The organism is Aeromonas sp. 82P (genome assembly GCF_051919365.1).
Taxonomy (GTDB): Bacteria; Pseudomonadota; Gammaproteobacteria; order Enterobacterales; family Aeromonadaceae; genus Aeromonas; species Aeromonas veronii.
Map to the genome: position 1 here is coordinate 464,801 of NZ_JBQBEV010000001.1, position 21,408 is coordinate 486,208.

Below are 21,408 nucleotides of genomic sequence, written 5' to 3' on the forward strand. Positions count from 1 at the left end.
GGGGCCCTGTTTCGTATGACGGTTATTCCGGCTGCTGCGGCTGCTGGCGCACCCAGAGGTCGGCGTATTTGACGAAGGTAGAGTGGGCGGAGAGGATCGCCAGCAGCAGCCCCTGTTTGCCATCGAGGAAGCCCGCTTTGAGCAGGTACATCTTGAGGAAGCAGCCAACCGCGTGGATCAGCCCCTGACTGAGGGAGCCCTTCTTGCCGCGAGCGGTGCGCTGATCGGCCCAGGCGCGGGCATAACCGGCCGATTTGACCAGATAGTGCTCCAGATCCCGATAGGTGAAGTGGAGCAGGTCGCCATGAATATTGACGATCTTCATGTTGGCCCGTACTTCTACCTTTTCGTGAACCAGCGCCTCGTTGTAGCTGGTGAGCGCCTTGGGATAGAGGCGCAGCACCCGATCCGGATACCAGCCACTGTGGCGGATAAAGCGGCCAAACACCCAGGAGAGGCGCGGGATCGAGTAGATGGTATCGCTGGCCGGATTGGTCATCACGTTGGCTATGGCGGTTTTCAGCTCGGGGGTGAGCCGCTCGTCGGCATCCAGCCACAGCACCCAGTCGGATTGCACGTGGGACTGGGCCAGTCGGCGCTGTTTGCCAAAGCCGGGCCACTTGGCGTTGACGAAGAAGCGGGCCCCAAATTCGGCGGCAATGGCCGGGGTCTCGTCCTGGCTGCCGGAATCCAGAATGACGATCTCGTCTACCAGTCCGTCGAGGGAGGCGAGGCACTTGCGCAGGTTGTCGGCTTCATTCTTGACGATCAGAACGGCAGCCAGAGTCGGTTTTTTCACGAAATGGGGCTCACGGTTATTGCCCGGCTGGCGGGTCGAATGCGTATTGATGGGCCATTCTAACGGAAAAACGGGTCAAAGAGAGAGCCGCCATTGCCCGTTTCTATCAGCTGTTTGCCTGTCTCGTCTCGTCTGGTTGGAAGCGGGGCACCGCTGGAAAAATGGGGTGACGGCAGCGTCTGCCAAGGATCTTCTGTTATTTATCCAGTCATTCTTGGGGCATAATCTCGCCCAGTGATGATTAACTGCCGGGCCAGTCCCGAGAGAAGACGCGTGATGAAAATATTGGTGATCGGCCCCTCCTGGGTCGGCGATATGGTGATGTCCCAGAGCCTCTACAAGGCGATCAAGGCCAACCATCCGGAGTGCGAACTGCACGTGATGGCCCCCGCCTGGTGCTGCGCCCTGCTGGAGCGGATGCCGGAGGTGGACAAGGCGATCACCATGCCCCTTGGCCACGGTGACTTCAAACTGGTGGCGCGCCGCCGCCTCGGCAAGCAGCTGGCGGCGGAGAAGTACGATCAGGCCATCGTCCAGCCCAACTCCATGAAGTCGGCGCTGATCCCCTGGTTTGCCCGCATTCCGGTCCGTACCGGCTGGAAGGGCGAGAGCCGCTACGGCCTGCTCAACGACCTGCGTAGCAACAAGTCCGCCTTCCCGCTGATGGTGGAGGGCTATCTGGCGCTCGCTTATCCCAAGGAGCAGATGAAGAGTCGGGCCGATATCCCGACCATTCCGCATCCGGCGCTCCATGTCGATCTGATAAACCAGAGCAAGGCGCTGGAGCGACTGGGGCTGGATCGCGCCCGCCCGGTGCTGGTGCTCTGTCCCGGTGCCGAGTTCGGCCCGGCCAAGCGCTGGCCGGAAGGGCACTACGCCGTGGTGGCCCAGCAGCATCTGGACGAAGGGTGGCAGGTGTGGATCTTCGGTTCCAACAAGGATGTGCCGGTGGCCAATACCATCCGGGATCGGGTCAATCTGCTGACTCGCCCCAACTGCCACGTGCTGGCGGGCAAGACCAGCCTGCACGAGGCGATCGATCTGATGGCGCTAGCCAGCCGGGTCATCTCCAACGACTCCGGCCTGATGCACATCGCCGCCGCCCTCAACCGGCCGCTGGTGGGCGTCTATGGCTCCACTTCGCCGCTCTACACCCCGCCGCTGGCGGATCGGGTCGAGATCGTTCACACCGACATCGAGTGCCGCCCCTGCTTCAAGCGCACCTGCAAATTCGGCCATCTCAAGTGCCTGATCGACCTGGCGCCGGAGCAGGTGGTCGATGCCTGCAAGAAGCTGGAGCAGAGTCAGTAAGATGCCCTACCGTCTGCTCTACAACCTGCTGATCCATCTGGGATTGCCGCTGGCGCTGCTGGTCCTCTACAAGCCGAAGAAAGGCAAGCCCGGCTTTGGCAAGCGCTGGGCCGAGCATCTCGGGCGGCAGCCCGCCACCGGACAGGATGCGCCACTGTGGATCCATGCGGTGAGCGTGGGGGAGACGCTGGCCATCACGCCGCTCATTCGCGCCCTCAAGGCGGAGCGGCCCGATCTGCCGATCCTGCTCACCACCACCACCCGCACCGGCGCCGATCAGGCTGCCAGGCTGGGAGATCTGGTGCTCCATCGCTACGCGCCGCTCGACTACCCCTGGGCCATTGCCGCCTTTCTCGACACCTTCAAGCCGCGCGCGCTCTGGGTGATGGAGACCGAGCTGTGGCCGAACTGGCTGGCCGCTTGCGAGGCGCGCCATCTGCCGGTGACCATTATCAACGCCCGCCTTTCCGAGCGATCCTGCCAGCGTTATGCCCGCTTCCACGGCGCCTTCGACGCCCTGAGCCGGCCACTGACCCATCTGCTCTGTCAGCATCAGGATGACGCCGACCGCTTCGCCCGCCTCGGCATCGATCGTTCGCGGCTGGCGGTGACCGGCTCCATCAAGTTCGACATCCAGTTTGGTGACGAGGTGCAGACCAAAGGGCGTGCCCTGCGCCAGCAACTGGGGGCGGATCGGCCGGTCTGGATCGCCGCCAGCACCCATCAGGGTGAGGATGAGCAGGTGCTGGCCGCTTTCGACCTGCTGCTCAAACGCCATCCCGATGCGCTGCTCATTCTGGTGCCGCGCCACCCCGAGCGGTTCGACCGGGTGGCCGAGCAGTGTGCCCCTTACGGCTGCGTGCGGCGCACTGATGGTGCTGCGGTGAGTGCGGAGGATAAGGTCTACCTCGGCGATACCATGGGCGAGCTGCCGCTGATGCTGGCGGCGGCCGATGTGGCCTTCGTCGGTGGCAGTCTGGTGAAGATTGGCGGTCACAACCTGCTGGAGCCGGCAGCCCTCGGCAAGCCCTGCCTGACGGGGCCCGCCTACTTCAACTTCAGCGATATCACTCGTCAGCTGGTGGCTCAGGGGGGCGCCGCCATCGTGGCCGATGCCGCCGAGCTGGGCGAGCAGGTGAGCCAGCTGTTTGCCGACGAGAGCACCCGCCGCGAGATGGGCGAGCAGGCCCGCGCCGTGGTGCTGCGCAATCAGGGTGCGCTGGCGCGCACCCTCTCTCACAGCCTGGCTGCGCTGGAGAACGACTGAGTGTCAGCCTTTCATACAGCCCGCCATCCATCATCGATGGCCTACCATAAAAAAACGGAGCGCGATGCGCTCCGTTTTGTTTTTGGCGGTGGCCGGGATTAGCGAACGATCAGCCCCAGCAGGATGCCGACCACACCGAAGTCGGAGTCGCTGAAGGTGGTGTTGGCGAAGCCGAGGTCGCCCAGCACCGGCAGCAAGAACACCGGCAGAATGGTGAGCAGCAGCAGGCCGTTGGCGAAGGAGCCCAAAATCGCGCCGCGACGACCACCGGTGGCGTTGCCGAAGACCCCGGCAGCGGCGCCGACGAAGAAGTGCGGTACCACGCCCGGGATGATGACGGTCAGGCCCATGGCGTAGAGCAGCGCCATCCCCACCAGACCGGCGGCAAAGCTCGCCAGGAAGCCGATCAGCACGGCGTTGGGGGCATAGGGGAAGACGATTGGGCAGTCGAGTGCCGGCTTGGCGTTCGGCACCAGCTTGTCGGAGATCCCCTTGAAGGCCGGTACGATCTCGGCGATGACCATCCGCACACCCTGCAGGATGACGTAGACACCGGCGGCGAAGGTGATGGACTGCATCAGGGAGAACATGAACCAGTGCTTGCCCTTGGCGACGCTGGAGACAAACTCTGGGCCGGCGAAGGCGGAGGTCACCAGGAAGATGATGCCCATGGTGAAGGAGATGGCCACCGGGGTATCGCGCAGGAACAGCAAGCTCTTCGGTACCTGCACATCTTCGCAGCTGTGGGCCTTGTTGCCGAACTTGGCGCCGATCAGGGCGGAGAGCACGTAGGAGCAGGTGGAGAAGTGGCCCAGCGCCACGTCATCGGAGCCGGTGATCTGCTTCATGAAGGGGTGGGCGATGGCCGGGAAGAAGACCATGGCGACACCGACCACCAGACTGCCCACCGCGATCAGCGGCACGCCGCTCATGCCACCGGCGGAGAGGATTACGGCTACCATCATCGACATGAACAGGGTGTGGTGACCGGTCAGGAAGATGAATTTCCACGGGGTCAGACGGGCGATCAGGATATTCACCAGCATGGCGAAGAACATGATCATCGCCATCTCCTTGCCAAACGAGGTCTGGGCGATGGAGACGATGGCTTCGTTGTTGGGGACGACCCCCTTGATGCCGAAGGCGTGCTGGAAGATGACGGCAAAGTCACCCAGCGAGTTGATCACCAGAGTGGCACCGGCCCCCAGAATGACGAAACCCATGATGGTCTTGACCGTGCCCTTGATGCACTCGGTCACCGGTTTCTTCTGGGCAATCAGGCCGATAAGCGCGATCAGGCCGACCAGCACGGCGGGCTCGGACAGCACGTCAAACATCAGAAAGTTGAAAAATTCCATGGTCAGCTCCTGGCAACGGAAGATGCGGCCCGCAGGCCGCATGGAGGATCCTTAGAGGGCGCCCAGTTCGCGCAGGGCGGTGGCGAGCTTCTCTTTCATCGCGGCCTTGTCGACCATGTTGTCGAGGGCCACCAGACGGCCGTTGACCCCCATGGATTGCAGCTGCTCGGCGATGTCGCGGGTGGCGACAAAGATCTCGGCGGTTTCGCTGCCGGCGGAGGCCAGATCGCGGTGATCCACCTCGGCGGTGACAGCCAGCTCTTTCAGGATGCTCTTGATGCTCATCTCCATCATCAGGCTGGTGCCCAGACCGTGACCGCATACAACCAGAATTTTCATTGTCTCTTCCTCTGTCAGGTGCGCCGTGGCGCAGATCAGTAGCGCGCCAGAATGCGCAGGATGTCGTCTTTGGTGTCGGCCGCAATGATGGCCGCCACGTCCTCTTCATTCATAAACAGCTCGGCCAGCTGGGCGATGGTCTCCACATGGGAGCTGCTGTCGCTGGCGGCCAGGGTGATCAGCAGCCGGATCGGGTCGTTGCCCTCGGAATCGAAGTTGACACCCTGCTTGATGACGGTCAGCCCCAGACCCAGCCGGTTGACGCCGTCTTCGGGGCGGGCATGGGGCATCGCCAGACCGGGGCCCAGCACGTAGTAGGGGCCGAGCTCTTCATGAGAGCGAAACAGTGCTGCCACGTAGGAGGGCTCGATGGTGCCATTGGCCAGCAGGGGCGCCGTCGCCAGTTCGATGGCTTGGCGCCAGTCGCGGGCTGCGGGTTCGATGCGGATGACATCCTCGGTCAGCAGTTGAGTCAGCATGGTGGTGATCCGGCTAGTTAAGATGGCGCCAATCTATCGATCTTGCGGTGGTGAAACTGTGAGGGTGATCGCGAAAGTTAGCGCTATCAGATAGCGCTAACATCAAACTGTGATAGCGCTATCACTTCACCCATTAACGGGAGTCATCTTGCCCCCGTGATCCGGGAAAGAGGGTAGAATCGGCCCTGAGCAAATGGTCAGTGGCGCTCTTTTGCCTTAAAGTGAGCAGCCGCAAGTCGAGGATGGGATGGATGTCAGAAGCAAAGAAGCGCCGTAGCACGGGTCGGGTGACCCTCAACGATGTGGCCCAGCTGGCTGGTGTGGGGGCCATGACGGTTTCCCGTGCCCTGCGCACGCCGGAGATGGTCTCCGACAGGATGCGTGAGCGCATCGAAGCTGCGGTGGAAGAGCTCGGTTATATCCCCAATCGGGCCGCCGGGGCGTTGGCCTCTGCGACTTCCCAGACCATCGTAGTGATCGTCCCGAGTCTGGCGGAAGCGGGCTGTGGCGAGATGATCGCTGGCCTGCAACAGACCCTGCTCGACGAGGGTTACCAGATCATGCTGGGGGATGCCCAGCATCTGAAGCAGCAGGAAGAGCGCCTGCTGACCAGCTTTTTGCAGCACAATCCGGCGGCGGTGGTGCTGTTTGGTGGCGATCCCGGTGAGACGATCCGTACCCGCCTGAAAGCCTCCCGCCTGCCGGTGGTGGAAGTGGGCGCCATGGCCCGCAGCCCCATCGACATGAATGTGGGAGTCTCCAACTTCGATGCCGGTTATCAGCTGACTCGCCACCTTATCGAGCGGGGCTACCGCAATATCGGTTTTCTCTGCGCCCGTCAGGAGCAGTGGATGTTGCAACAGCGGATGCAGGGCTGGCAGAAGGCGCTGCTCGACAACTACCTCTCCCCCGATGCCATCATCAACACCTCGGAGCGGCCCAGCTTCAGCACCGGTGCCACCATGCTGGGTGAATTTCTGCTGCGCTGGCCCGAGCTGGACGCGCTGATCTGCGTCAACGACGAACTGGCGGCCGGGGTACTGTTCGAGTGCCAGCGTCGCCATTTGAATGTGCCGGGCAAACTCGCCATCGCCGGATTTGACGATCTGGATGTGGCGCGCGCCTGTTATCCGACCCTTACTTCGGTCAGGATCCCCTATCGCAAAATGGGGCAGGAGGCTGCCGAGCTGATCCTGCGCCAACTGGCCGGGGAGCCCGTGATGGGCACTGCTCTGGCTCTCGATTTTCAACTGCAAAAGCGCCAAAGCAGCTGATCCCCGTTTCACACGTCATCAAAGAGGCAACCATGTTCAAGGCTCTGTTACTGGAAAACCAAGACGGCAAGACTGTTCCGACTCTGACCCGGCTGGCCGAGAGCCAGTTGCCGGAAGGTGAAGTGCGGGTTGCGGTCGCTTACAGCTCCATCAACTACAAGGACGGGCTGGCCATCACCGGCAAGGGCAAGATTGTGCGCCAGTGGCCGCTGGTGCCCGGTATCGACTTTGCCGGTACCGTGCTCGAATCTGCCGACAGCCGCTATCAGCCCGGTGACAAGGTGGTGCTGACCGGTTGGGGCGTCGGCGAAGGGCATTGGGGCGGCATGGCCGAACAGGCGCGGGTCAAGGGGGACTGGCTGGTGCCGTTGCCCGCCGGGCTGGATGAGCGCCAGGCCATGTGCATCGGTACCGCCGGTCTCACCGCCATGCTCTGCGTGCTGGCGCTGGAAGAGGCGGGCATTACTCCCGAAAGCGGCGAGGTGCTGGTCACCGGCGCGGCTGGCGGCGTGGGCTCCACCTCGGTTGCCCTGCTGGCAGCCCTGGGCTATCAGGTGGCAGCGCTGACCGGTCGGCCCGAAGAGCAGGGCGCCATGCTCACTGCGCTGGGTGCCAGCCGCATCGTGCCGCGCAGCGAGCTGCTGGTGCCCGCCAAACCGCTGGAGAAGCAGCTGTGGGCCGGTGCCATCGATACCGTCGGCAGTCAGGTGCTGGCCAAGCTGCTGGCTCAGATGAACTATGGCGGCGCCGTGGCGGCCTGCGGGCTGGCGGGTGGCTTCGATCTGCCGACCAGTGTGATGCCCTTTATCCTGCGCAACGTGCGGTTGCAGGGGGTCGATTCGGTGATGTGCCCGTTTGAACGTCGTCAACTGGCGTGGCAGCGACTGGCACGGGATCTGCCCGCCAGCTTCTTTGAACAGGCGGTTACCGAGATTGGGCTGGAGCAGGTAGTGGAGGCCGCCGAGGCCATCACGCAAGGCCAGATCGCCGGCCGCACCCTGGTCAAACTTTGAACTCTCTCTGACTGGCGAGCCCGACAATTCCGGATAAAATTGGAGTGCGGGTGAACTATCCAAGGAGAGTGAAGATGGGTGGACACAAGCCGGATTACGACTCCTCTGATGATGATTGGGAGCCGGATTCCTGGGAAGAAGAGCTGGATCAGTGGGAAGATGAAAGCTGGCAGGATGATGACACTTTCGATGACCAGTGAACCACGGCATTGAACGAACAGGCGGGCTTTGGGCCCGCCTGATTTTTTTGCCGCGCTCACACGGCTGAGCGTTCGTCCTTGGTCAGGGGCGGGCCGCTGGGTAGAATGAACTGCCCAAATGACGCTCAAGGATGACTATGCGACTCTCCATCATATTGTTGGCTGCCCTGCTGGGTGGCTGTGTCTCCAACGATGATCCCTGCGAGAAGGTATGGAGTGAGGTTGGGGAGGCGGATGGCAAGTTGGGCTTCACCACCGAACGGGTCGAGTTCCATCAGGGCCAGTGTGGCAAGAAGGTGGATGCCGAAATGTGGAAGCAGGGACACCAGAAGGGATTGGCATGGTATTGCCGCCCCGAGCACCTCTATCTGGCTGGCCGCTCAGGCGAGGAGTATCGCGGCGTTTGCCCGAATGATACCCAGGCACGCAGATTGTTCGAACAGGGGCGTCAGGGGTGGACCGATCAATAACGCCCTGACAGGGAGGGGCGTTACTCCTCTTTCAAGCGCAGCGGTTGGCAGAGGTAACCCTTGTCATTGGCACTGCGGGCACACTTGCTGCAGACAAACTTGGGTTTGCGGACTATCTTGCGCAACGCCTTGAGATCGGTGGGGATCTCGTGACGGCGCCATTCACACAGGGTTTTGCTGCCCATAACGACTACCTCTACGACTTGACGGCCGTATTGTAATCGATTTTCATTTCGAATAAACCGGCAAAGCTCGCTTATTGGCCGATATGCCAATAAGCGATTGTTTCGGGAGGGATTACTGGTAGAGGAACTTGGTGAAGATAAGCTCGCGCACCGCTTTCTTGCCGGTCTCTTTCACCAGCAGTTCGTTGACGGTTGTCTCGCACTCCTTGCGCAGCTCTTCTCTGTTGGTCAGGGACTTCACTTGATCGGCATTTTTGCTGCCAATCAGACGGATGATGGCATCGCGGATCAGCGGGTCATGCTGCTCCAGCAGCTTGAGATCGGCCTCGTTTTCCGCCATCAGCTCTACCGTGACCCGGATATAACCGAGGGTTTTGCTATCACTCAGGTAGTTGGTGATGATGTCGGGATCGAGCGCGTGGTAGGAGAAACCGGGCTTGGCAGCCCCCTCTGCGCCCTCGGCGGGCGGCTCATCTTCAGCCAGAGCTTGCTGCTGCAGGGCGCCACAGCTCAGTAACAACACCAGCAGAATTTTGAAGATCTTCATATAGATGGCTCATCAGCAAGAGATAACCCATTTTTGATGTTGCCATCGGGGCCGTCAAGCACGGATGTTCTTACATTTCGCTATTGATTTACGGATAATAAACCGGATTTTAACCTGAACACGGAAATCTCTGGATGGTGAAGCTGTGAAGTCCGAGTTGACTGTTCCCCTCACGCCGTTAAGCGGGTGGCTGGCCCCCGAATGTTGCGAATTGCCCGCCAGCTTGCGCCCCTGGCTGCTGGAGCCCGGCTCCATGACCCGGCGGCTGCGTCAGCACAATCGCCACTTTTCGGTGGAGTGGCTGGGCAATCACCCGGTCGCCCTTACTGCCGATGAGCAGTGGCTGGTGGATTCGGCCTCGCCGGCCGGTACCTGCCGCGAGGTGATCCTGCACGGGGATCGTGGGCCCGCCGTGCTGGGCTGGACCCTGTTTGCCGATGACGCATTGCAAGGGAGCGGCATTGCCGAGCTTGGCGAGCAGCCGCTGGGTGAGCGGGTATTTGGCCATGAGCCTGCCCGCCGCGATCACCTGCAGCTGGCCCGTTTCGATATTGCCGCCAATCCCCGTTGCCCGGCCGCCACTGTCTGGGGGCGTCGTTCCCGTCTGTTTCTGGGGCAGTGGCCACTGCTGGTGCACGAGCTGTTTCTGCCCTCTCTCGTCTGTGACAAGGAGCTGGAGTGAATCTGTTAACCAAGGAGCGGGGACTTGCCTACATGCAGTTGGCCCGCGTCGACAAACCCATAGGTACTCTGCTGCTGCTGTGGCCAACCCTGTGGGCGCTCTGGCTGGCCGCCGGTGGCCTGCCCAATCTCTGGGTGCTGACCGTGTTTGTGGTCGGGGTCTTTCTGATGCGCTCGGCAGGGTGCGTGATCAACGATTATGCGGATCGCAACTTCGATGGCCACGTCAAACGCACCGCCGGTCGCCCCTTGCCCACGGGCAGAGTCAAGCCGTGGGAGGTGCTGGCGCTCTTCTTCGTGCTGGCGCTCATTTCGTTTGGTCTGGTGCTGACCATGAATCCGCTCACCATCGGTCTGTCGTTTGTCGCCCTGCTGCTGGCGGTGAGCTACCCCTTCATGAAGCGCTTTATCTCCAATCCCCAGCTGGTGCTCGGGATGGCCTTCTCCTGGTCGATCCCGATGGCCTATGCGGCGCAGGCGGATGCTCTGCCGCTGGTGGCCTGGCTGCTCTTCTTCGCCAACCTGCTCTGGACCGTGGCTTACGACACCCAGTACGCCATGGTGGATCGGGATGACGACCTCAAGATCGGCCTCAAATCCAGCGCCATCCTGTTTGGTCGTTACGACAAGCGGATCATCGGCGCATTGCAACTCTCGACGCTGCTGCTGCTGCTGGCGGTCGGGCAGCTGATGACGCTGGGGGGCTGGTATTACTGGGGATTGCTGGGGGCGGCGGTGCTGTTTGTCTATCAGCAGCGGCTCATTCGCGAGCGGCAGCGGGAAGCCTGCTTCCAGGCGTTTCTCAACAACAACTATGTGGGGGCGCTGGTGTTTGCCGGTCTGGTGCTCGATTACCTGCTGGCGTGACATGTTCCCGCGCAGACTCCGATAAAAAAGAAGGCCGCATGATGCGGCCTTCTTTGTTTGCGTTGCAGATCAGAGCTGATTGCCTGCCTGAATGGTGCGACGGATCTTGTTGCTCAGCAGCGGCACTATGTTGTCGGCCAGCGCCTGGAAGCGGCCAAGATCCGGCTTGCACTCGGGAGAGAGGTAGCCCTCTTTGCGCAAGGTGTGGATCAGGGTGCTAAACAGCTTCTGGTCGAAGAACTCGGGGGCGTTGATGCCGTGCAGGGTGCCGAGGCGCTCTGCCATCATCAGGCCATCCGCCTCCAGCTGCTCCGCCTCGATATGGGGCTGGGCCAGCACCCGGGTCAGCACGATGGCGTAGCGTTGCAGGGTCTCCTGAATGCTCTCCGCCAGCAGTAGCAGGCGCATCTGGTTGGCCGGATTGACCCAGTAGCCGTCATCGCGGGTCTCGATCAGTTGCTGGGTCTGCAGCGCGTCGAGCAGGCTGTCAACCAGCGCCGGCAGCTCATCCTCTTCATAGCGCAGGAACAGCTCGGTCTTGAGCAGCGGATAGATGTCGATGCAGCGGGCCATGATCTCGCTGCGGGAGATCCCTTCGCACCGTTCGATCAATGCCGCCACCAGAGAGGGCATGGCGAACAGGTGGAGGATGTTGTTGCGGTAGTAGGTCAGCAGGATCGCCTGATAGCGGTCGAGACTGATGATCTGACCCAGCTTGTCCTCGCTCACCTCGAACTTGTTGAGCTCCATCGCCTGATCCAGCAGGGTCTTGGCATCCTCATCCGGAATGGTGCTCTGCGGGCTGTAAGGCACCGCTTTGAGCAGATCCAGATAGGTGTTGAGCTGGGCCTGCAATTCGTCGCGGGTCAGGGCGTGGCGCTCGGCGGCCAGCAGCGCCAGCGCGCTCAGGGTCAGGCCGTTGACCGCGGCAGCGCCGTTGATGCGGGTCATCAGCAGTTCGGCCAGATTGTTGACGGTGCCCGCCATCCACTCCGGACGCTCCTCTTCCCCGATGTGCTTTTTCCAGTCGGGGATATGTTCGCTCAGGTAGCTGTTGAGGGTCAGCGGCTCGCCGAAGTTGACGAAACCACGGCCGTAGTTGCGCAGCTTGCGCAGGATACCGAGCACCTGCAGGAAGCTCTCTTTCTCCTTGCGACTCCCCTTGAGCTCGTTGTGGTAGGTGTTCACCTCCATCACGTGCTCGTAACCCAGATAGACCGGCACCAGAGTGACCGGCCTGTCCAGCCCGCGCATCATTGCCTGCAGGGTCATCGCCAGCATGCCGGTCTTGGGCGGTAGCAGACGGCCGGTACGGGAGCGACCGCCTTCGGTGAAGAACTCTACCGAGTAACCCTTGGCAAACAGCAGGTTGAGGTATTCCCGGAATACCGTGCTGTAGAGCGGGTTGCCCTTGAAGGTGCGGCGAATGAAGAAGGCGCCGCCGTGGCGGAAGATGGGGCCCGCCGGCCAGAAGTTGAGGTTGATGCCTGCCGCGATATGGGGCGGCACCATCCCCTGGTGGTAGATGACGTAGGAGAGCAGCAGGTAGTCCATGTGGCTGCGGTGGCAGGGAACGTAGACGATCTCGTGCCCTTCCTGCGCCAACTGGCGTACCTTCTCGGCGCCATTGACCGACAAACCGCGGTAGAGCTTGTTCCACAGCCAGCCGAGGAAGCTCTCGCCCAGGCGGATCAGCCGGTAGGAGAAGTTGGAGGCGATCTCGTCCATGTAGCCATGGGCGCGCTTTTGCGCCTTCTCGAGGCTGATCCCCTCGCGCTGGGCCTCCTCTTCAATCGCCTGCTGGATCACCGCGGAGTCGAGCAACTGCTTGAACAGCAGGTTGCGGTTCGGCAGTTTCGGGCCGGTAGCGGCCAGCTGCTGGCGGCTGAAGTGGGTACGGGCCACTCGTGCCAGCTTGTGGGCGATCGCCTCGTCGGTGCCATGCTTGTCGGCCATGTAGCGCAGGGAGAGCGGCGGCGAGAAGCGCACCAGATTTTCGCGACCCTTGAGGATCACGATAAGTGCCTTCTTCAGCCGGTTCGGCGCCAGGCTACTGATGATGTTGAGGCCGGAGGCTTCTTCCCCTTCCCGACCCGGAGCGCGGCCCCAGAACAGGGTGACGGGCACTACCTGGATATCCAGCGCGGGATCCTGCTTGTGCAGATCCAGCAGCTGGTGGAACTCCTGCAGGAAGGGGAGCGGTTTGCTGCGTTTGCCAAACAGGGGAGGCGGACGATCCAGACAGACATAGCGCGGCAGCAGCTGGCCGTTCAGTTCCAGCGGCGTGAAGGGGCCGGGCAGACCGAGATCCTCGCAGCACTGCTGCAGGGTCATCAGGTCGGTGATCGAACTGGTTTTCAGGGCATAGACGATGGGTCTGGCCGGATCCAGATTGAGTTCTGTGATGGGATTTTCCGGCAGGCTCTTGTGATTGACCAAGCCGCTGACCGGCCATTGCAAGATGGCTCTGGAAATCTTCTGTCCTAGGGACATGTGCGTCTGCTCTCCAAAAAAATGCGGCGTGAGCATAGCAAATCGGCGGCCCCTTGTCGCCGAGAGGTACGATGAGTCGGCTGCGCAGGATCAAAACAGTAGTAAATGAGGGGTTGGTTGCGACAAATGTCAGCTGCGCCTTGCCTTGGCCACTGCACTGTATATACTGCCAGTGTGCTGTATAAAAAGACAGGTGCCAATTCTATGAAACCCCTTACCCCCCGCCAGGCCGAAGTGCTGGAGCTGATCAAGGTGAACATGAGCGAGACCGGCATGCCGCCGACTCGTGCCGAGATTGCCCAGAAGCTTGGTTTCAAGTCGGCCAATGCGGCCGAAGAACATCTGAAGGCCCTGGCCAAAAAAGGGGTCATCGAGATCATGCCGGGCACGTCCCGCGGCATTCGCCTGTTGCTCGAAGAGGAAGAGGTGCTGGAAGAGAGCGGCTTGCCGCTCATCGGCAAGGTGGCCGCCGGTGAACCTATCCTGGCTCAGGAGCATATCGAGAGCCACTATCAGGTTGATCCCGCCCTGTTCCATCCGCGCGCAGATTTTCTGCTGCGGGTACAGGGGATGAGCATGAAGAACATCGGTATTCTGGATGGCGATCTGCTGGCGGTGCACAAGACCCAGGAGGTGCGCAACGGTCAGGTAGTGGTCGCCCGTCTCGATGAGGATGTCACCGTCAAGCGCTTCCAGCGCAAGGGCAGTCAGGTATGGCTGCTGCCGGAAAATGAAGAGCTCTCCCCCATCGAGGTGGATCTTTCCTGCCAGCAGCTCACCATCGAAGGGCTGGCGGTCGGGGTGATCCGCAACGCCGACTGGATGTAATCATCCCCGCCAACTGCGTTTGCCACACGGCCTCCTTTGGGAGGCCGTGCTGTTTCTGGCGCACTTTCCTTGTCATATCAAACAGATCATCGGTGGCGGCATTTTTGTCCTGCGCGACCGGCTACCAATCATCCATTTCAGATATATGCTCAGATCAGTGCCCTGTCGCCGAGACAGGGCTTGGCACCTCCCTCTGACCATCACAATGCGCAGGACGGGAGGGCCGGTAACAACGAGAATCGGGCAGTACACCTTCACGGGATATGAAGGGGGAGTGGGGAGATCCCGAGCCTTGTCAGGCAAAGGGGACCACTCGTAATGGTTGCAGATAGTCGTGACGGGCCTGTTCCCAGTTCAGGCCGACGAAGCAACATGACCTGTCGGTCAAGGAGGACTGGTATGGCATCAAGATCGCCATGGGATTCAGAGGCTGGGGCTGCGCCAGCGGAATCGTCAATCACCCGTTTCGTCAAAGGTAGCCGGATGACCTGGTTTTACGGTCTCTGGCTGCACCATCGTGGTTCGCACTGGACGCTCTGGCTGGGATGCCCGAAAGAGAAGGTGGTGCGTCTGGTGCTGCTGTTCAAGCGTGGTCACGGTGATCGCCAGGGGGAAGAGGGCTGGCTGGCCCCCGTGATTCCCATCGGCGTGCGGGCCATCGGCAAGATGTTGCAGCAGGGGCGTAACGCTCGCCCCTGAGCAGAAGAGACAAACAAATCCATCCATAACCGGCACCCGAGGGGGCCGGTTTTTTTATGGCCGCAACTGGCGATTAATTATGCCAAATGGTCGACTCCTGACAGGGCGTTGCACAAGGTTGAACCACCTTGGCGGCTCGCTGGGGTACAATGCCCCCCTCTTGTCCGGTCACTGCTGGCCATCTGCCTCGAACTGAAAGGGTCTCTTGTTATGATGAAGCTCCGCTATCCCCTGCTCTTTCTGCTGCTGACAGCCTGCCTGATCCTGGTGTTTTACGCCACGCAGCCAGAGCAGCCGGAACAGGCCGACTACTATCCGGCGGGGCGGGACATCAATGAGTTCGCCTTTACCGATGCGGACAACCAGCCGTTCACCCCTGCCAACCTGAAGGGGCACTGGACCTTCCTGTTTGTCGGCTACACCTTCTGCCCCGATATCTGCCCCACCACCCTGGCAGATATGCGCTCCGTCTATGACCAGCTGAAGAAAATGGCGCCCGACAGTCAGGTGGTGTTTATCTCGGCGGATCCCCAGCGTGACGACATTCCACGCCTCAAGACCTATACCGCCTTCTTCAATCCCGAGTTCAAGGCGGCCACTGCCCCCCACGACAAGCTGTTCCCGTTCGTGCGCAATCTGGGGCTCATCTACTCCATCGCTAATCAGGGGGAGAAGGATTACCTGATCGATCACTCCGCCTCCATCGTGCTCATCAATCCCAAGGGCAAGCTGCAGGCGGTATTCCGTCCGCAAGTGGCGCCGGGTCAGGTGCCCAGGGTGCAGATGGCCACCATGCTCTCTGACTTCTCCCGCATCCTGAAGCTGGCAGGCCACTGAGCGTGACCCCAGCTGTTGCCCCCTGGTGGCGAGATCCCTCTCGCCACCGCGCTGTCTTTGCGCTCGCCCTGCCCATGGTTTTCTCCAATATCACCACCCCCTTGTTGGGGCTGGTGGACACCTGGGTGATCGGTCATCTCGGTCAGGCCTGGTTTCTGGGGGGCGTTTCGGTCGGAGCGACCCTGATCAACCTCATCTTCTGGCTGCTCGGCTTTTTGCGGATGTCGACCACCGGCCTGACGGCACAGGCGTACGGCGCAGCTGATGGTCGTGCCCAGCTCGATACCCTGCTGCGGGCGCTGGGGCTGGCCATTGCTCTCGGTCTGGCGCTGCTGCTGTTGCTCTTCCCCCTGTTGCCACGGTTGATCGCCCTGAGTGGCGGCTCGCCCGAGGTGCAGCTCTATGCGGGCCAATATGTGGCGGTGCGGATCTGGAGCGCCCCGGCGGCGCTCTGCAATCTGGTGATCATGGGGTGGCTGCTGGGGATGCAGGATGCCCGCAGCCCCATGGTGATGTTGATCCTCACCAATCTGGTCAATATGGCGCTCGATGCCCTGTTTGTGCTCGGGCTCGGCTGGCAGGTGCGGGGTGTGGCAGCGGCCTCGGTCATGGCTGACTACTGCGCGCTGGCGGTCGGGATCTGGCTGGTACGCCGTCAACTGCGGCAACTGGCGCCGACGGTGTGGCTGGATGGCTGGCAGCGCTGGCGGCAGCTCGCGCCCATGGTGCGGTTGCTCGGCCTCAACCGCGATATCTTCCTGCGCTCCCTTTGCTTACAGCTCTGCTTTGCCTTTATGACTCTGCAAGGGGCGCGGCTGGGGGATGTGGCGGTGGCCGCCAATGCGGTGCTGCTCAACTTCCTGATGCTCATCTCCTACGGACTCGATGGTTTTGCCTATGCGGTGGAGGCCATGGTAGGACGAGCCATCGGTCAGCAGGATCGGCAGAAACTGCGGGAGGCCATCGTGCTCAATCTGGGCTGGGCCGCCCTCATCGCCAGTGGTTTTACCCTGGTGTTTGCCCTCTTTGGTGCCCACCTTATCGGCTATATCACCGATATTCCGGCCGTGGTGGCGGAGGCACATCATCAGCTTCCCTGGCTGATCGCCATGCCGTTGCTGGCGGTCTGGTGCTTCCTGCTGGATGGCGTATTTATCGGGGCGACCCGGGCGCGGGAGATGCGCAACAGCATGTTGCTGGCCGCGTTTGGCGGCTTCTTCCCGATCTGGTGGCTCTGTCAGTCGTGGGGCGTGGCCGCGTTATGGGCGGCGATGGCAGCGCTGATGGTGGGGCGCGGTCTGTCGCTGGGGGTCACTTGCTGGCGGCTGGAGCGCAGCGGGCATCTGCTCGACGCCCGCCACTGAGCATCGGTGGCGCTTACATGGCGCCGTCGTAACCGAGTTGGCGCCAGCTCTCGTAGACAAAGACAGACACCGCGTTGGAGAGGTTCATGCTGCGGCTCTGGGGCACCATAGGGATGCGCAGCCGCTGCTCGAATGGCAGGCTCTCGATGATCTCGATGGGCAGGCCGCGACTCTCCGGGCCAAACAGCAGGGCATCGCCAAGGGCATATTGTGCTGCCGAGTGCGCGGTGCGCCCCTTGGTGGTGCAGGCAAACACCCGCTTGGGTGCCACGGCAGTCAGAAAAGCCTCATAGCTCGTCCAGCGCTTCACCTCGGCAAATTCGTGATAGTCGAGTCCCGCCCGTTTTACCCGCTTGTCATCCCACTCAAACCCCAGCGGCTCGATCAGATGGAGCCGGTAACCGGTATTGGCGCAGAGCCGGATGATATTGCCGGTGTTGGGCGGAATTTCCGGCTGGTAGAGGACGATATCGAGCATGACGAGCTCCTGCAAAGAGATGTAAAGCCAAGAAGGGGCGCCAGCATACCCAGCGCCCGTCCGGATGAAAAGGATCAGGCGATGGGCAAGCGGATGGTGATGGTCAGCCCGGTCGGGTGATTGTTGCTGGCCGCAATGGTGCCGCCGTGGCGCTGGATCGCCTCCGAGGCGATGGCCAGCCCCAGCCCGGTACCGCCAGTTTTGGCGTTGCGGGCATCATCGACCCGGAAGAAGGGCTGGAACAGCAGCGCCTGCTGCTCGTCAGGCACGCCGGGGCCGTCATCCCGAATGGTCATCACCCACTCCTGCCCCTCCCGATACCAGTCCACCTTGATGAACTCGCGGGCATATTTGAGGGCGTTGCGCAGGGGGTTCTCCACCGCCCGGGCCAACAGCTCTGGCCACATCTGGATCGACTCTGCGGGCAGCGGCGGCAGTCTGAGTTGTTTGCCGCTCTGATTCGCTTCGAACATGGCATCTTCGAGGATGGGTTCCAGCAGGTCGGCCAGCGGGTGCACCACCGGTGCCTCCACATGCTGCTGCACCCGCGACAGATCCAACAGATCGCCGATCAGCTTGTCCAGCCGTCCGATCTCCGATTCGATCCGCGCCAGCTCGGCGCTGTCACCCTGCTTGCGGCGGATCAGCGCCTGCGCCAGTTGCATCCGGGTGAGAGGACTGCGCAGCTCGTGGGAGATATCGGAAAGCAGCTGTTTCTGCTTCTGGATCATGCTCTTGAGCGTCTCCACCATGCGGCTGACGTTATCCGCCAGCTGGCCAATCTCGTCGCCCCGTCCCAGGTTGGGGATCTGTACCTCCAGATTGCCGGCCGCCAGTTGGGAGACCGATTTCTGCAACTGCAGGATGGGGCGGGTCAGCCGCCAGGCGAGCAGCAGGCAGAGCGGGGTGCTGACTAGCATCGAGATGCCCAGAATGCGGATCGGGTGATCCAGCACCTGAATAAACAGGAACAGGTAGGGATTCTCGGCATTGAGGCCGAAATAGACGTGATAGCGATGGCCGTGGTGCTCCATCAGGAAGGGGCCGGCGATCGCCTTGCGATCCTCGTTGCCCAGCATGGGATTGGCCGGGTCATCGGCATCCACCATAAAGCGCACCACGAACTTGCGCGGATGGGTGGTGGACTGGATCTGCCCCTTCTCGTCGCGCAGGTAGACGTTGTCCACCGGCAGCATGGCGATCTTGTCCATCGCCTTGGCCAGATCGAAATCCTGATCCGGTTCGGCGGCGTTGAGCAGAGCCTGCACGTTGTTCTGCATCCGCGCGACTTCGTGGGTCGGCAGCGGGATCTGGTTGCGGGGATCCAGGGTCGGCAGGCTGATCACGGCGGCCAGCATCACCAGCAGCATGAACCAGAACCAGAGGAAGATGTGGGTCGAGATCCCGTTGAGGGAGTTGATGCGCTCTATTCTTGCTCTAGCCACAGGTACCCGCGCCCCCGTACGGTTTTGAAGCGGGGCTGGCCATCGGTGCGGTCCGGCAGCTTCTTGCGCAGGTTGCTCAGGTGCATGTCGATGGCCCGATCGAAGGGTTCCAGCTTCTTGCCCAGCACCTGCTCGGAGAGGTGGCTCTTGCTGACGATCTGGCCGGGATTGCGCAGCAGGCACTCCAGCAGCCCAAACTCGGTGGCGGTCAGCTCCAGCAGCTGTTCGCCGCAGCGGGCCTGCTGCAGGCCGGGTTGCAGCACGATATCCATGAAGTGCACTTCGTCGGAGGAACTGCCGCGCTGGGGCGGGGCGCTCTGGGTACGGCGCAGGATGGCGCGTACCCGGGCCAGCAGCTCCCTGTCATCGAATGGCTTGGCCAGATAGTCGTCGGCACCCGCTTCCAGACCGTTGACCCGATCCTGGCTGTCACCGCGGGCGGTCAGCATCAGCACCGGGGTATCGTGGGTCTTGCGCAGCTTGGTCAGCATGGCAAAGCCGTTGAGTTTGGGCATCATTACATCCAGCAGCACCAGATCGAAGCTCTGCTCCGCCAGCCGTTGCAGCCCCTCTTCACCATCCTCGGCGACCGTGACCTGAAATCCCTCCAGGGTCAGAATTTCGGTGAGCAGTTGGGTCAATTCAAGATCGTCGTCGACCAGGAGTATTCTGTTCATCTGGTGTTATTCCGCAGATTTTCGCGCCAAACTGACGCCGGGGTCAGGGTATAATAAGTTTTTCATCGCCAGAGGAAAGCCGGTTTTGAGCCATCAACAATATTCCCGTTGGGTGACCTTTGCCAGCCTAGCGGCGGTCACCACCGCTACCTTGCTGATCATCGGCAAACTGATCGCCTGGCTGATGACCGATTCGTCGACCCTGCTGGCGTCGCTGACCGACTCCTTCATGGATGTGAGTGCCTCCATCATCAACCTGCTGGCCATTCGCTATGCGCTGGCCCCCGCCGATGACGAGCACCGTTTCGGTCACGGCAAGGCGGAGTCGCTGGCTGGCCTCATCCAGTCGGCCTTTATCTCCGGCTCCGCCCTGCTGCTGGTGATGCACGGAATTTCATCCTTGCTCAATCAGGCGCCGATTCTGCGGCTGGAGGCGGGTCTCTGGGTCAGCGGCGGATCCATCGTGCTGACCCTGCTGCTGGTCAGCTTCCAGAGTTTCGTTATTCGCAAGACCAACAGTGTGGCCATCAAGGCCGACATGCTGCACTACCGTTCCGATCTGCTGCTCAATGCCGGTGTCTTGCTGGCGTTGGTGCTGGCGGGGCAGGGATGGTACTGGGCCGACGGCCTGTTTGCCATCCTGATCGGGCTGTTCCTGCTGTGGGGGGCGGGACACATCGGCTACGAGTCGGTGCAGGCGCTGCTCGATCGTCAGTTGCCAGCGGAAGAACAAGCGAGAATAATGGCGCTCTGCTGTGCCGTAGAAGGTGTACACGGCGTACATGACCTGCGCACCCGTCAATCCGGGCCGACCCGATTCGTACAGTTGCATCTTGAACTGGATGATCAGATCCCCCTGGTCAAGGCCCATCAGATCGCCGATGAAGCCGAACTGGCGGTACGCCAGGCATTCGAGCGGATGGATGTCATCATCCACATGGACCCCATCTCGGTGCTGACAAAAGAACAACAGAGCCCTCACCCAGAACAACAGTAGGCTGCAACATGGATGAACTGGTTGCCAAAACCTGGCACAAAATTCAGCAAGAAGCACAGTGCATGGCGGCCCAGGAGCCGATGCTGGCCAGCTTCTTCCACTCCACCATTCTCAATCACAAGAATCTGCGTTCGGCCCTCAGCTTCCAGCTGGCCAACAAGCTCGACAGCGCCACCATGCCCGCCATCGCCCTGCGCGAGGTGATCGAGCTGGCCCTGCGCAGCGAGCCCGAGCTGCTGACGGTAGTGGCGGCCGACATCTGCGCCGTGCAGGAGCGCGATCCGGCGGTCGACCTCTTCTCCACCCCGCTGCTTTATCTCAAGGGATTCCATGCCCTGCAGGGTTATCGGGTCGCCAACTGGCTGTGGCGTCAGGGGCGCCGCTCGCTGGCCCTCTATCTGCAAAACCAGATCTCGGTGGTGTTCGGGGTGGATGTGCACCCGGCCGCCCGCATCGGCAAGGGGATCATGTTCGACCACGCCACTGGCATAGTGGTGGGCGAGACGGCGGTGATTGAGGATGATGTCTCCATCCTGCAGAGCGTGACCCTCGGTGGTACCGGCAAGGAGAGCGGCGATCGCCATCCCAAGATCCGCGAAGGGGTGATGATAGGGGCGGGCGCCAAGGTGCTCGGCAATATCGAAGTGGGCGTGGGTGCCAAAATTGGCGCGGGCAGCGTGGTGATCAACCCGGTGCCGCCTCATACCACGGTCGCTGGCGTACCCGCCAAGATCGTCGGCCGTCCGGAGTGCGACAAGCCTTCACTGGATATGGATCAGTGTCTCTGATCTCCCGGCCGG

Annotated in this window: 24 protein-coding genes; 14 read left to right on the top strand and 10 right to left on the bottom strand. The window is 61.6% G+C overall.

Features of this window, described 5'->3' with window-relative positions; all coding sequences use genetic code 11:
- Positions 1-22: 22 nt before the first annotated feature.
- On the bottom strand, positions 23-799 hold the full coding sequence (locus tag ACTG2S_RS02140) for a glycosyltransferase family 2 protein (RefSeq protein WP_127008528.1): 777 nt from the start codon (positions 797-799) through the stop codon (positions 23-25).
- A 276-nt stretch (positions 800-1,075) separates the two neighbouring features.
- On the opposite strand from ACTG2S_RS02140, the gene waaF reads away from it, so the two are divergent.
- Both waaF and waaA read left to right on the top strand, forming a co-directional pair.
- On the top strand, positions 1,076-2,110 hold the full coding sequence (waaF, locus tag ACTG2S_RS02145; protein ID WP_064335094.1) for a lipopolysaccharide heptosyltransferase II: 1,035 nt from the start codon (positions 1,076-1,078) through the stop codon (positions 2,108-2,110).
- Position 2,111: 1 nt separating this feature from the next.
- Positions 2,112-3,377 carry a lipid IV(A) 3-deoxy-D-manno-octulosonic acid transferase gene (waaA, locus tag ACTG2S_RS02150; protein WP_274161675.1) on the top strand — a complete coding sequence of 422 codons (1,266 nt, stop codon included), beginning with the start codon at positions 2,112-2,114 and terminating at the stop codon, positions 3,375-3,377.
- Between the two features lie 98 nt (positions 3,378-3,475).
- Here waaA and ACTG2S_RS02155 read toward each other — a convergent pair whose 3' ends face one another.
- Genes ACTG2S_RS02155 through ACTG2S_RS02165 form a run of 3 tightly spaced genes read right to left on the bottom strand, consistent with a single transcriptional unit; the run spans position 3,476 to position 5,553 of the window.
- Positions 3,476-4,735 carry a PTS ascorbate transporter subunit IIC gene (locus tag ACTG2S_RS02155; protein ID WP_274161674.1) on the bottom strand — a complete coding sequence of 420 codons (1,260 nt, stop codon included), beginning with the start codon at positions 4,733-4,735 and terminating at the stop codon, positions 3,476-3,478.
- Positions 4,736-4,786: 51 nt separating this feature from the next.
- On the bottom strand, positions 4,787-5,074 hold the full coding sequence (locus ACTG2S_RS02160) for a PTS sugar transporter subunit IIB (RefSeq protein ID WP_005356014.1): 288 nt from the start codon (positions 5,072-5,074) through the stop codon (positions 4,787-4,789).
- Positions 5,075-5,109: 35 nt separating this feature from the next.
- Entirely contained in the window at positions 5,110-5,553 is a 444-nt protein-coding gene (locus ACTG2S_RS02165; RefSeq protein ID WP_274161673.1) for a PTS sugar transporter subunit IIA, read from the bottom strand.
- 251 nt (positions 5,554-5,804) lie between these two features.
- Between ACTG2S_RS02165 and ACTG2S_RS02170 the strand changes: the two genes are divergently transcribed.
- The 4 genes from ACTG2S_RS02170 to ACTG2S_RS02185 all read left to right on the top strand — a co-directional run bounded on the left by ACTG2S_RS02170 (position 5,805) and on the right by ACTG2S_RS02185 (position 8,510).
- Positions 5,805-6,827, top strand: coding sequence for a LacI family DNA-binding transcriptional regulator (locus tag ACTG2S_RS02170; RefSeq protein WP_201993658.1), 1,023 nt, complete (start codon positions 5,805-5,807; stop codon positions 6,825-6,827).
- 32 nt (positions 6,828-6,859) lie between these two features.
- Positions 6,860-7,840 carry an acrylyl-CoA reductase (NADPH) gene (gene acuI, locus ACTG2S_RS02175; protein ID WP_111901316.1) on the top strand — a complete coding sequence of 327 codons (981 nt, stop codon included), beginning with the start codon at positions 6,860-6,862 and terminating at the stop codon, positions 7,838-7,840.
- Between the two features lie 74 nt (positions 7,841-7,914).
- Entirely contained in the window at positions 7,915-8,040 is a 126-nt protein-coding gene (locus ACTG2S_RS02180; protein ID WP_005339521.1) for a hypothetical protein, read from the top strand.
- Between the two features lie 137 nt (positions 8,041-8,177).
- Positions 8,178-8,510 carry a DUF2799 domain-containing protein gene (locus ACTG2S_RS02185; RefSeq protein ID WP_201298783.1) on the top strand — a complete coding sequence of 111 codons (333 nt, stop codon included), beginning with the start codon at positions 8,178-8,180 and terminating at the stop codon, positions 8,508-8,510.
- A gap of 20 nt (positions 8,511-8,530) precedes the next feature.
- On the opposite strand, the gene ACTG2S_RS02190 is transcribed toward ACTG2S_RS02185, so the two are convergent.
- Both ACTG2S_RS02190 and ACTG2S_RS02195 read right to left on the bottom strand, forming a co-directional pair.
- Positions 8,531-8,695, bottom strand: coding sequence for a hypothetical protein (locus ACTG2S_RS02190; RefSeq protein WP_005339525.1), 165 nt, complete (start codon positions 8,693-8,695; stop codon positions 8,531-8,533).
- A 112-nt stretch (positions 8,696-8,807) separates the two neighbouring features.
- Entirely contained in the window at positions 8,808-9,242 is a 435-nt protein-coding gene (locus ACTG2S_RS02195; RefSeq protein WP_005339527.1) for a flagellar basal body-associated protein FliL, read from the bottom strand.
- A 145-nt stretch (positions 9,243-9,387) separates the two neighbouring features.
- Here ACTG2S_RS02195 and ACTG2S_RS02200 point away from each other — a divergent pair, with 145 nt between their 5' ends.
- Together ACTG2S_RS02200 and ubiA are read left to right on the top strand one after the other, a co-directional pair.
- Entirely contained in the window at positions 9,388-9,924 is a 537-nt protein-coding gene (locus ACTG2S_RS02200) for a chorismate--pyruvate lyase family protein (protein ID WP_005339534.1), read from the top strand.
- Positions 9,921-10,790 (top strand): 4-hydroxybenzoate octaprenyltransferase, encoded by an 870-nt coding sequence (gene ubiA, locus ACTG2S_RS02205; protein ID WP_005339536.1) that lies wholly within the window; start codon positions 9,921-9,923, stop codon positions 10,788-10,790. The genes ACTG2S_RS02200 and ubiA overlap by 4 nt, the downstream gene beginning before the upstream one ends.
- Before the next feature lie 69 nt (positions 10,791-10,859).
- Here the strand turns inward: ubiA and plsB are convergent, their stop codons facing one another.
- Positions 10,860-13,283 (bottom strand): glycerol-3-phosphate 1-O-acyltransferase PlsB, encoded by a 2,424-nt coding sequence (gene plsB / locus ACTG2S_RS02210; protein ID WP_139733740.1) that lies wholly within the window; start codon positions 13,281-13,283, stop codon positions 10,860-10,862.
- 204 nt (positions 13,284-13,487) lie between these two features.
- Between plsB and lexA the strand changes: the two genes are divergently transcribed.
- From lexA to ACTG2S_RS02230, 4 genes are all read left to right on the top strand, one after another.
- Positions 13,488-14,111 (top strand): transcriptional repressor LexA, encoded by a 624-nt coding sequence (gene lexA, locus ACTG2S_RS02215; RefSeq protein ID WP_005339540.1) that lies wholly within the window; start codon positions 13,488-13,490, stop codon positions 14,109-14,111.
- A 483-nt stretch (positions 14,112-14,594) separates the two neighbouring features.
- Complete coding sequence (locus tag ACTG2S_RS02220; RefSeq protein WP_019446524.1) at positions 14,595-14,810, top strand: hypothetical protein; 216 nt, start codon at positions 14,595-14,597, stop codon at positions 14,808-14,810.
- Between the two features lie 210 nt (positions 14,811-15,020).
- Entirely contained in the window at positions 15,021-15,647 is a 627-nt protein-coding gene (locus ACTG2S_RS02225) for an SCO family protein (RefSeq protein WP_439981929.1), read from the top strand.
- A 74-nt stretch (positions 15,648-15,721) separates the two neighbouring features.
- Entirely contained in the window at positions 15,722-17,011 is a 1,290-nt protein-coding gene (locus ACTG2S_RS02230; protein ID WP_274161684.1) for an MATE family efflux transporter, read from the top strand.
- A gap of 13 nt (positions 17,012-17,024) precedes the next feature.
- Here the strand turns inward: ACTG2S_RS02230 and trmL are convergent, their stop codons facing one another.
- From trmL to ACTG2S_RS02245, 3 genes are all read right to left on the bottom strand, one after another.
- Entirely contained in the window at positions 17,025-17,489 is a 465-nt protein-coding gene (trmL, locus tag ACTG2S_RS02235) for a tRNA (uridine(34)/cytosine(34)/5-carboxymethylaminomethyluridine(34)-2'-O)-methyltransferase TrmL (protein ID WP_274161670.1), read from the bottom strand.
- A gap of 74 nt (positions 17,490-17,563) precedes the next feature.
- Positions 17,564-18,934 carry an ATP-binding protein gene (locus ACTG2S_RS02240; protein ID WP_005339547.1) on the bottom strand — a complete coding sequence of 457 codons (1,371 nt, stop codon included), beginning with the start codon at positions 18,932-18,934 and terminating at the stop codon, positions 17,564-17,566.
- Complete coding sequence (locus ACTG2S_RS02245; protein ID WP_040069396.1) at positions 18,916-19,611, bottom strand: response regulator; 696 nt, start codon at positions 19,609-19,611, stop codon at positions 18,916-18,918. Before ACTG2S_RS02245 ends, ACTG2S_RS02240 begins: the two co-directional genes overlap by 19 nt.
- A gap of 85 nt (positions 19,612-19,696) precedes the next feature.
- Between ACTG2S_RS02245 and fieF the strand changes: the two genes are divergently transcribed.
- Complete coding sequence (fieF, locus tag ACTG2S_RS02250) at positions 19,697-20,608, top strand: cation efflux pump FieF (protein WP_236294631.1); 912 nt, start codon at positions 19,697-19,699, stop codon at positions 20,606-20,608.
- An 8-nt stretch (positions 20,609-20,616) separates the two neighbouring features.
- A complete protein-coding gene (cysE, locus tag ACTG2S_RS02255; protein ID WP_019446522.1) occupies positions 20,617-21,396 on the top strand; it encodes a serine O-acetyltransferase in 780 nt (259 codons plus the stop codon).
- The last annotated feature ends 12 nt before the right edge of the window (positions 21,397-21,408 follow it).

What these genes read in the sequence shown, in the direction of transcription:
- ACTG2S_RS02230 (WP_274161684.1), top strand. Translation starts at nt 15,722, where the DNA reads ATGGTTTTCTCCAATATCACCACCCCCTTGTTGGGGCTGGTGGACACC.
- acuI (WP_111901316.1), top strand. Translation starts at nt 6,860, where the DNA reads ATGTTCAAGGCTCTGTTACTGGAAAACCAAGACGGCAAGACTGTTCCG.
- ACTG2S_RS02190 (WP_005339525.1), bottom strand. Translation starts at nt 8,695, where the DNA reads ATGGGCAGCAAAACCCTGTGTGAATGGCGCCGTCACGAGATCCCCACC.
- trmL (WP_274161670.1), bottom strand. Translation starts at nt 17,489, where the DNA reads ATGCTCGATATCGTCCTCTACCAGCCGGAAATTCCGCCCAACACCGGC.
- ACTG2S_RS02220 (WP_019446524.1), top strand. Translation starts at nt 14,595, where the DNA reads ATGACCTGGTTTTACGGTCTCTGGCTGCACCATCGTGGTTCGCACTGG.
- cysE (WP_019446522.1), top strand. Translation starts at nt 20,617, where the DNA reads ATGGATGAACTGGTTGCCAAAACCTGGCACAAAATTCAGCAAGAAGCA.
- ACTG2S_RS02165 (WP_274161673.1), bottom strand. Translation starts at nt 5,553, where the DNA reads ATGCTGACTCAACTGCTGACCGAGGATGTCATCCGCATCGAACCCGCA.
- plsB (WP_139733740.1), bottom strand. Translation starts at nt 13,283, where the DNA reads ATGTCCCTAGGACAGAAGATTTCCAGAGCCATCTTGCAATGGCCGGTC.
- ACTG2S_RS02185 (WP_201298783.1), top strand. Translation starts at nt 8,178, where the DNA reads ATGCGACTCTCCATCATATTGTTGGCTGCCCTGCTGGGTGGCTGTGTC.
- ACTG2S_RS02160 (WP_005356014.1), bottom strand. Translation starts at nt 5,074, where the DNA reads ATGAAAATTCTGGTTGTATGCGGTCACGGTCTGGGCACCAGCCTGATG.
- ACTG2S_RS02180 (WP_005339521.1), top strand. Translation starts at nt 7,915, where the DNA reads ATGGGTGGACACAAGCCGGATTACGACTCCTCTGATGATGATTGGGAG.
- lexA (WP_005339540.1), top strand. Translation starts at nt 13,488, where the DNA reads ATGAAACCCCTTACCCCCCGCCAGGCCGAAGTGCTGGAGCTGATCAAG.
- ACTG2S_RS02225 (WP_439981929.1), top strand. Translation starts at nt 15,021, where the DNA reads ATGATGAAGCTCCGCTATCCCCTGCTCTTTCTGCTGCTGACAGCCTGC.
- ACTG2S_RS02245 (WP_040069396.1), bottom strand. Translation starts at nt 19,611, where the DNA reads ATGAACAGAATACTCCTGGTCGACGACGATCTTGAATTGACCCAACTG.
- ACTG2S_RS02170 (WP_201993658.1), top strand. Translation starts at nt 5,805, where the DNA reads ATGTCAGAAGCAAAGAAGCGCCGTAGCACGGGTCGGGTGACCCTCAAC.
- waaA (WP_274161675.1), top strand. Translation starts at nt 2,112, where the DNA reads ATGCCCTACCGTCTGCTCTACAACCTGCTGATCCATCTGGGATTGCCG.
- waaF (WP_064335094.1), top strand. Translation starts at nt 1,076, where the DNA reads ATGAAAATATTGGTGATCGGCCCCTCCTGGGTCGGCGATATGGTGATG.
- ACTG2S_RS02155 (WP_274161674.1), bottom strand. Translation starts at nt 4,735, where the DNA reads ATGGAATTTTTCAACTTTCTGATGTTTGACGTGCTGTCCGAGCCCGCC.
- ACTG2S_RS02195 (WP_005339527.1), bottom strand. Translation starts at nt 9,242, where the DNA reads ATGAAGATCTTCAAAATTCTGCTGGTGTTGTTACTGAGCTGTGGCGCC.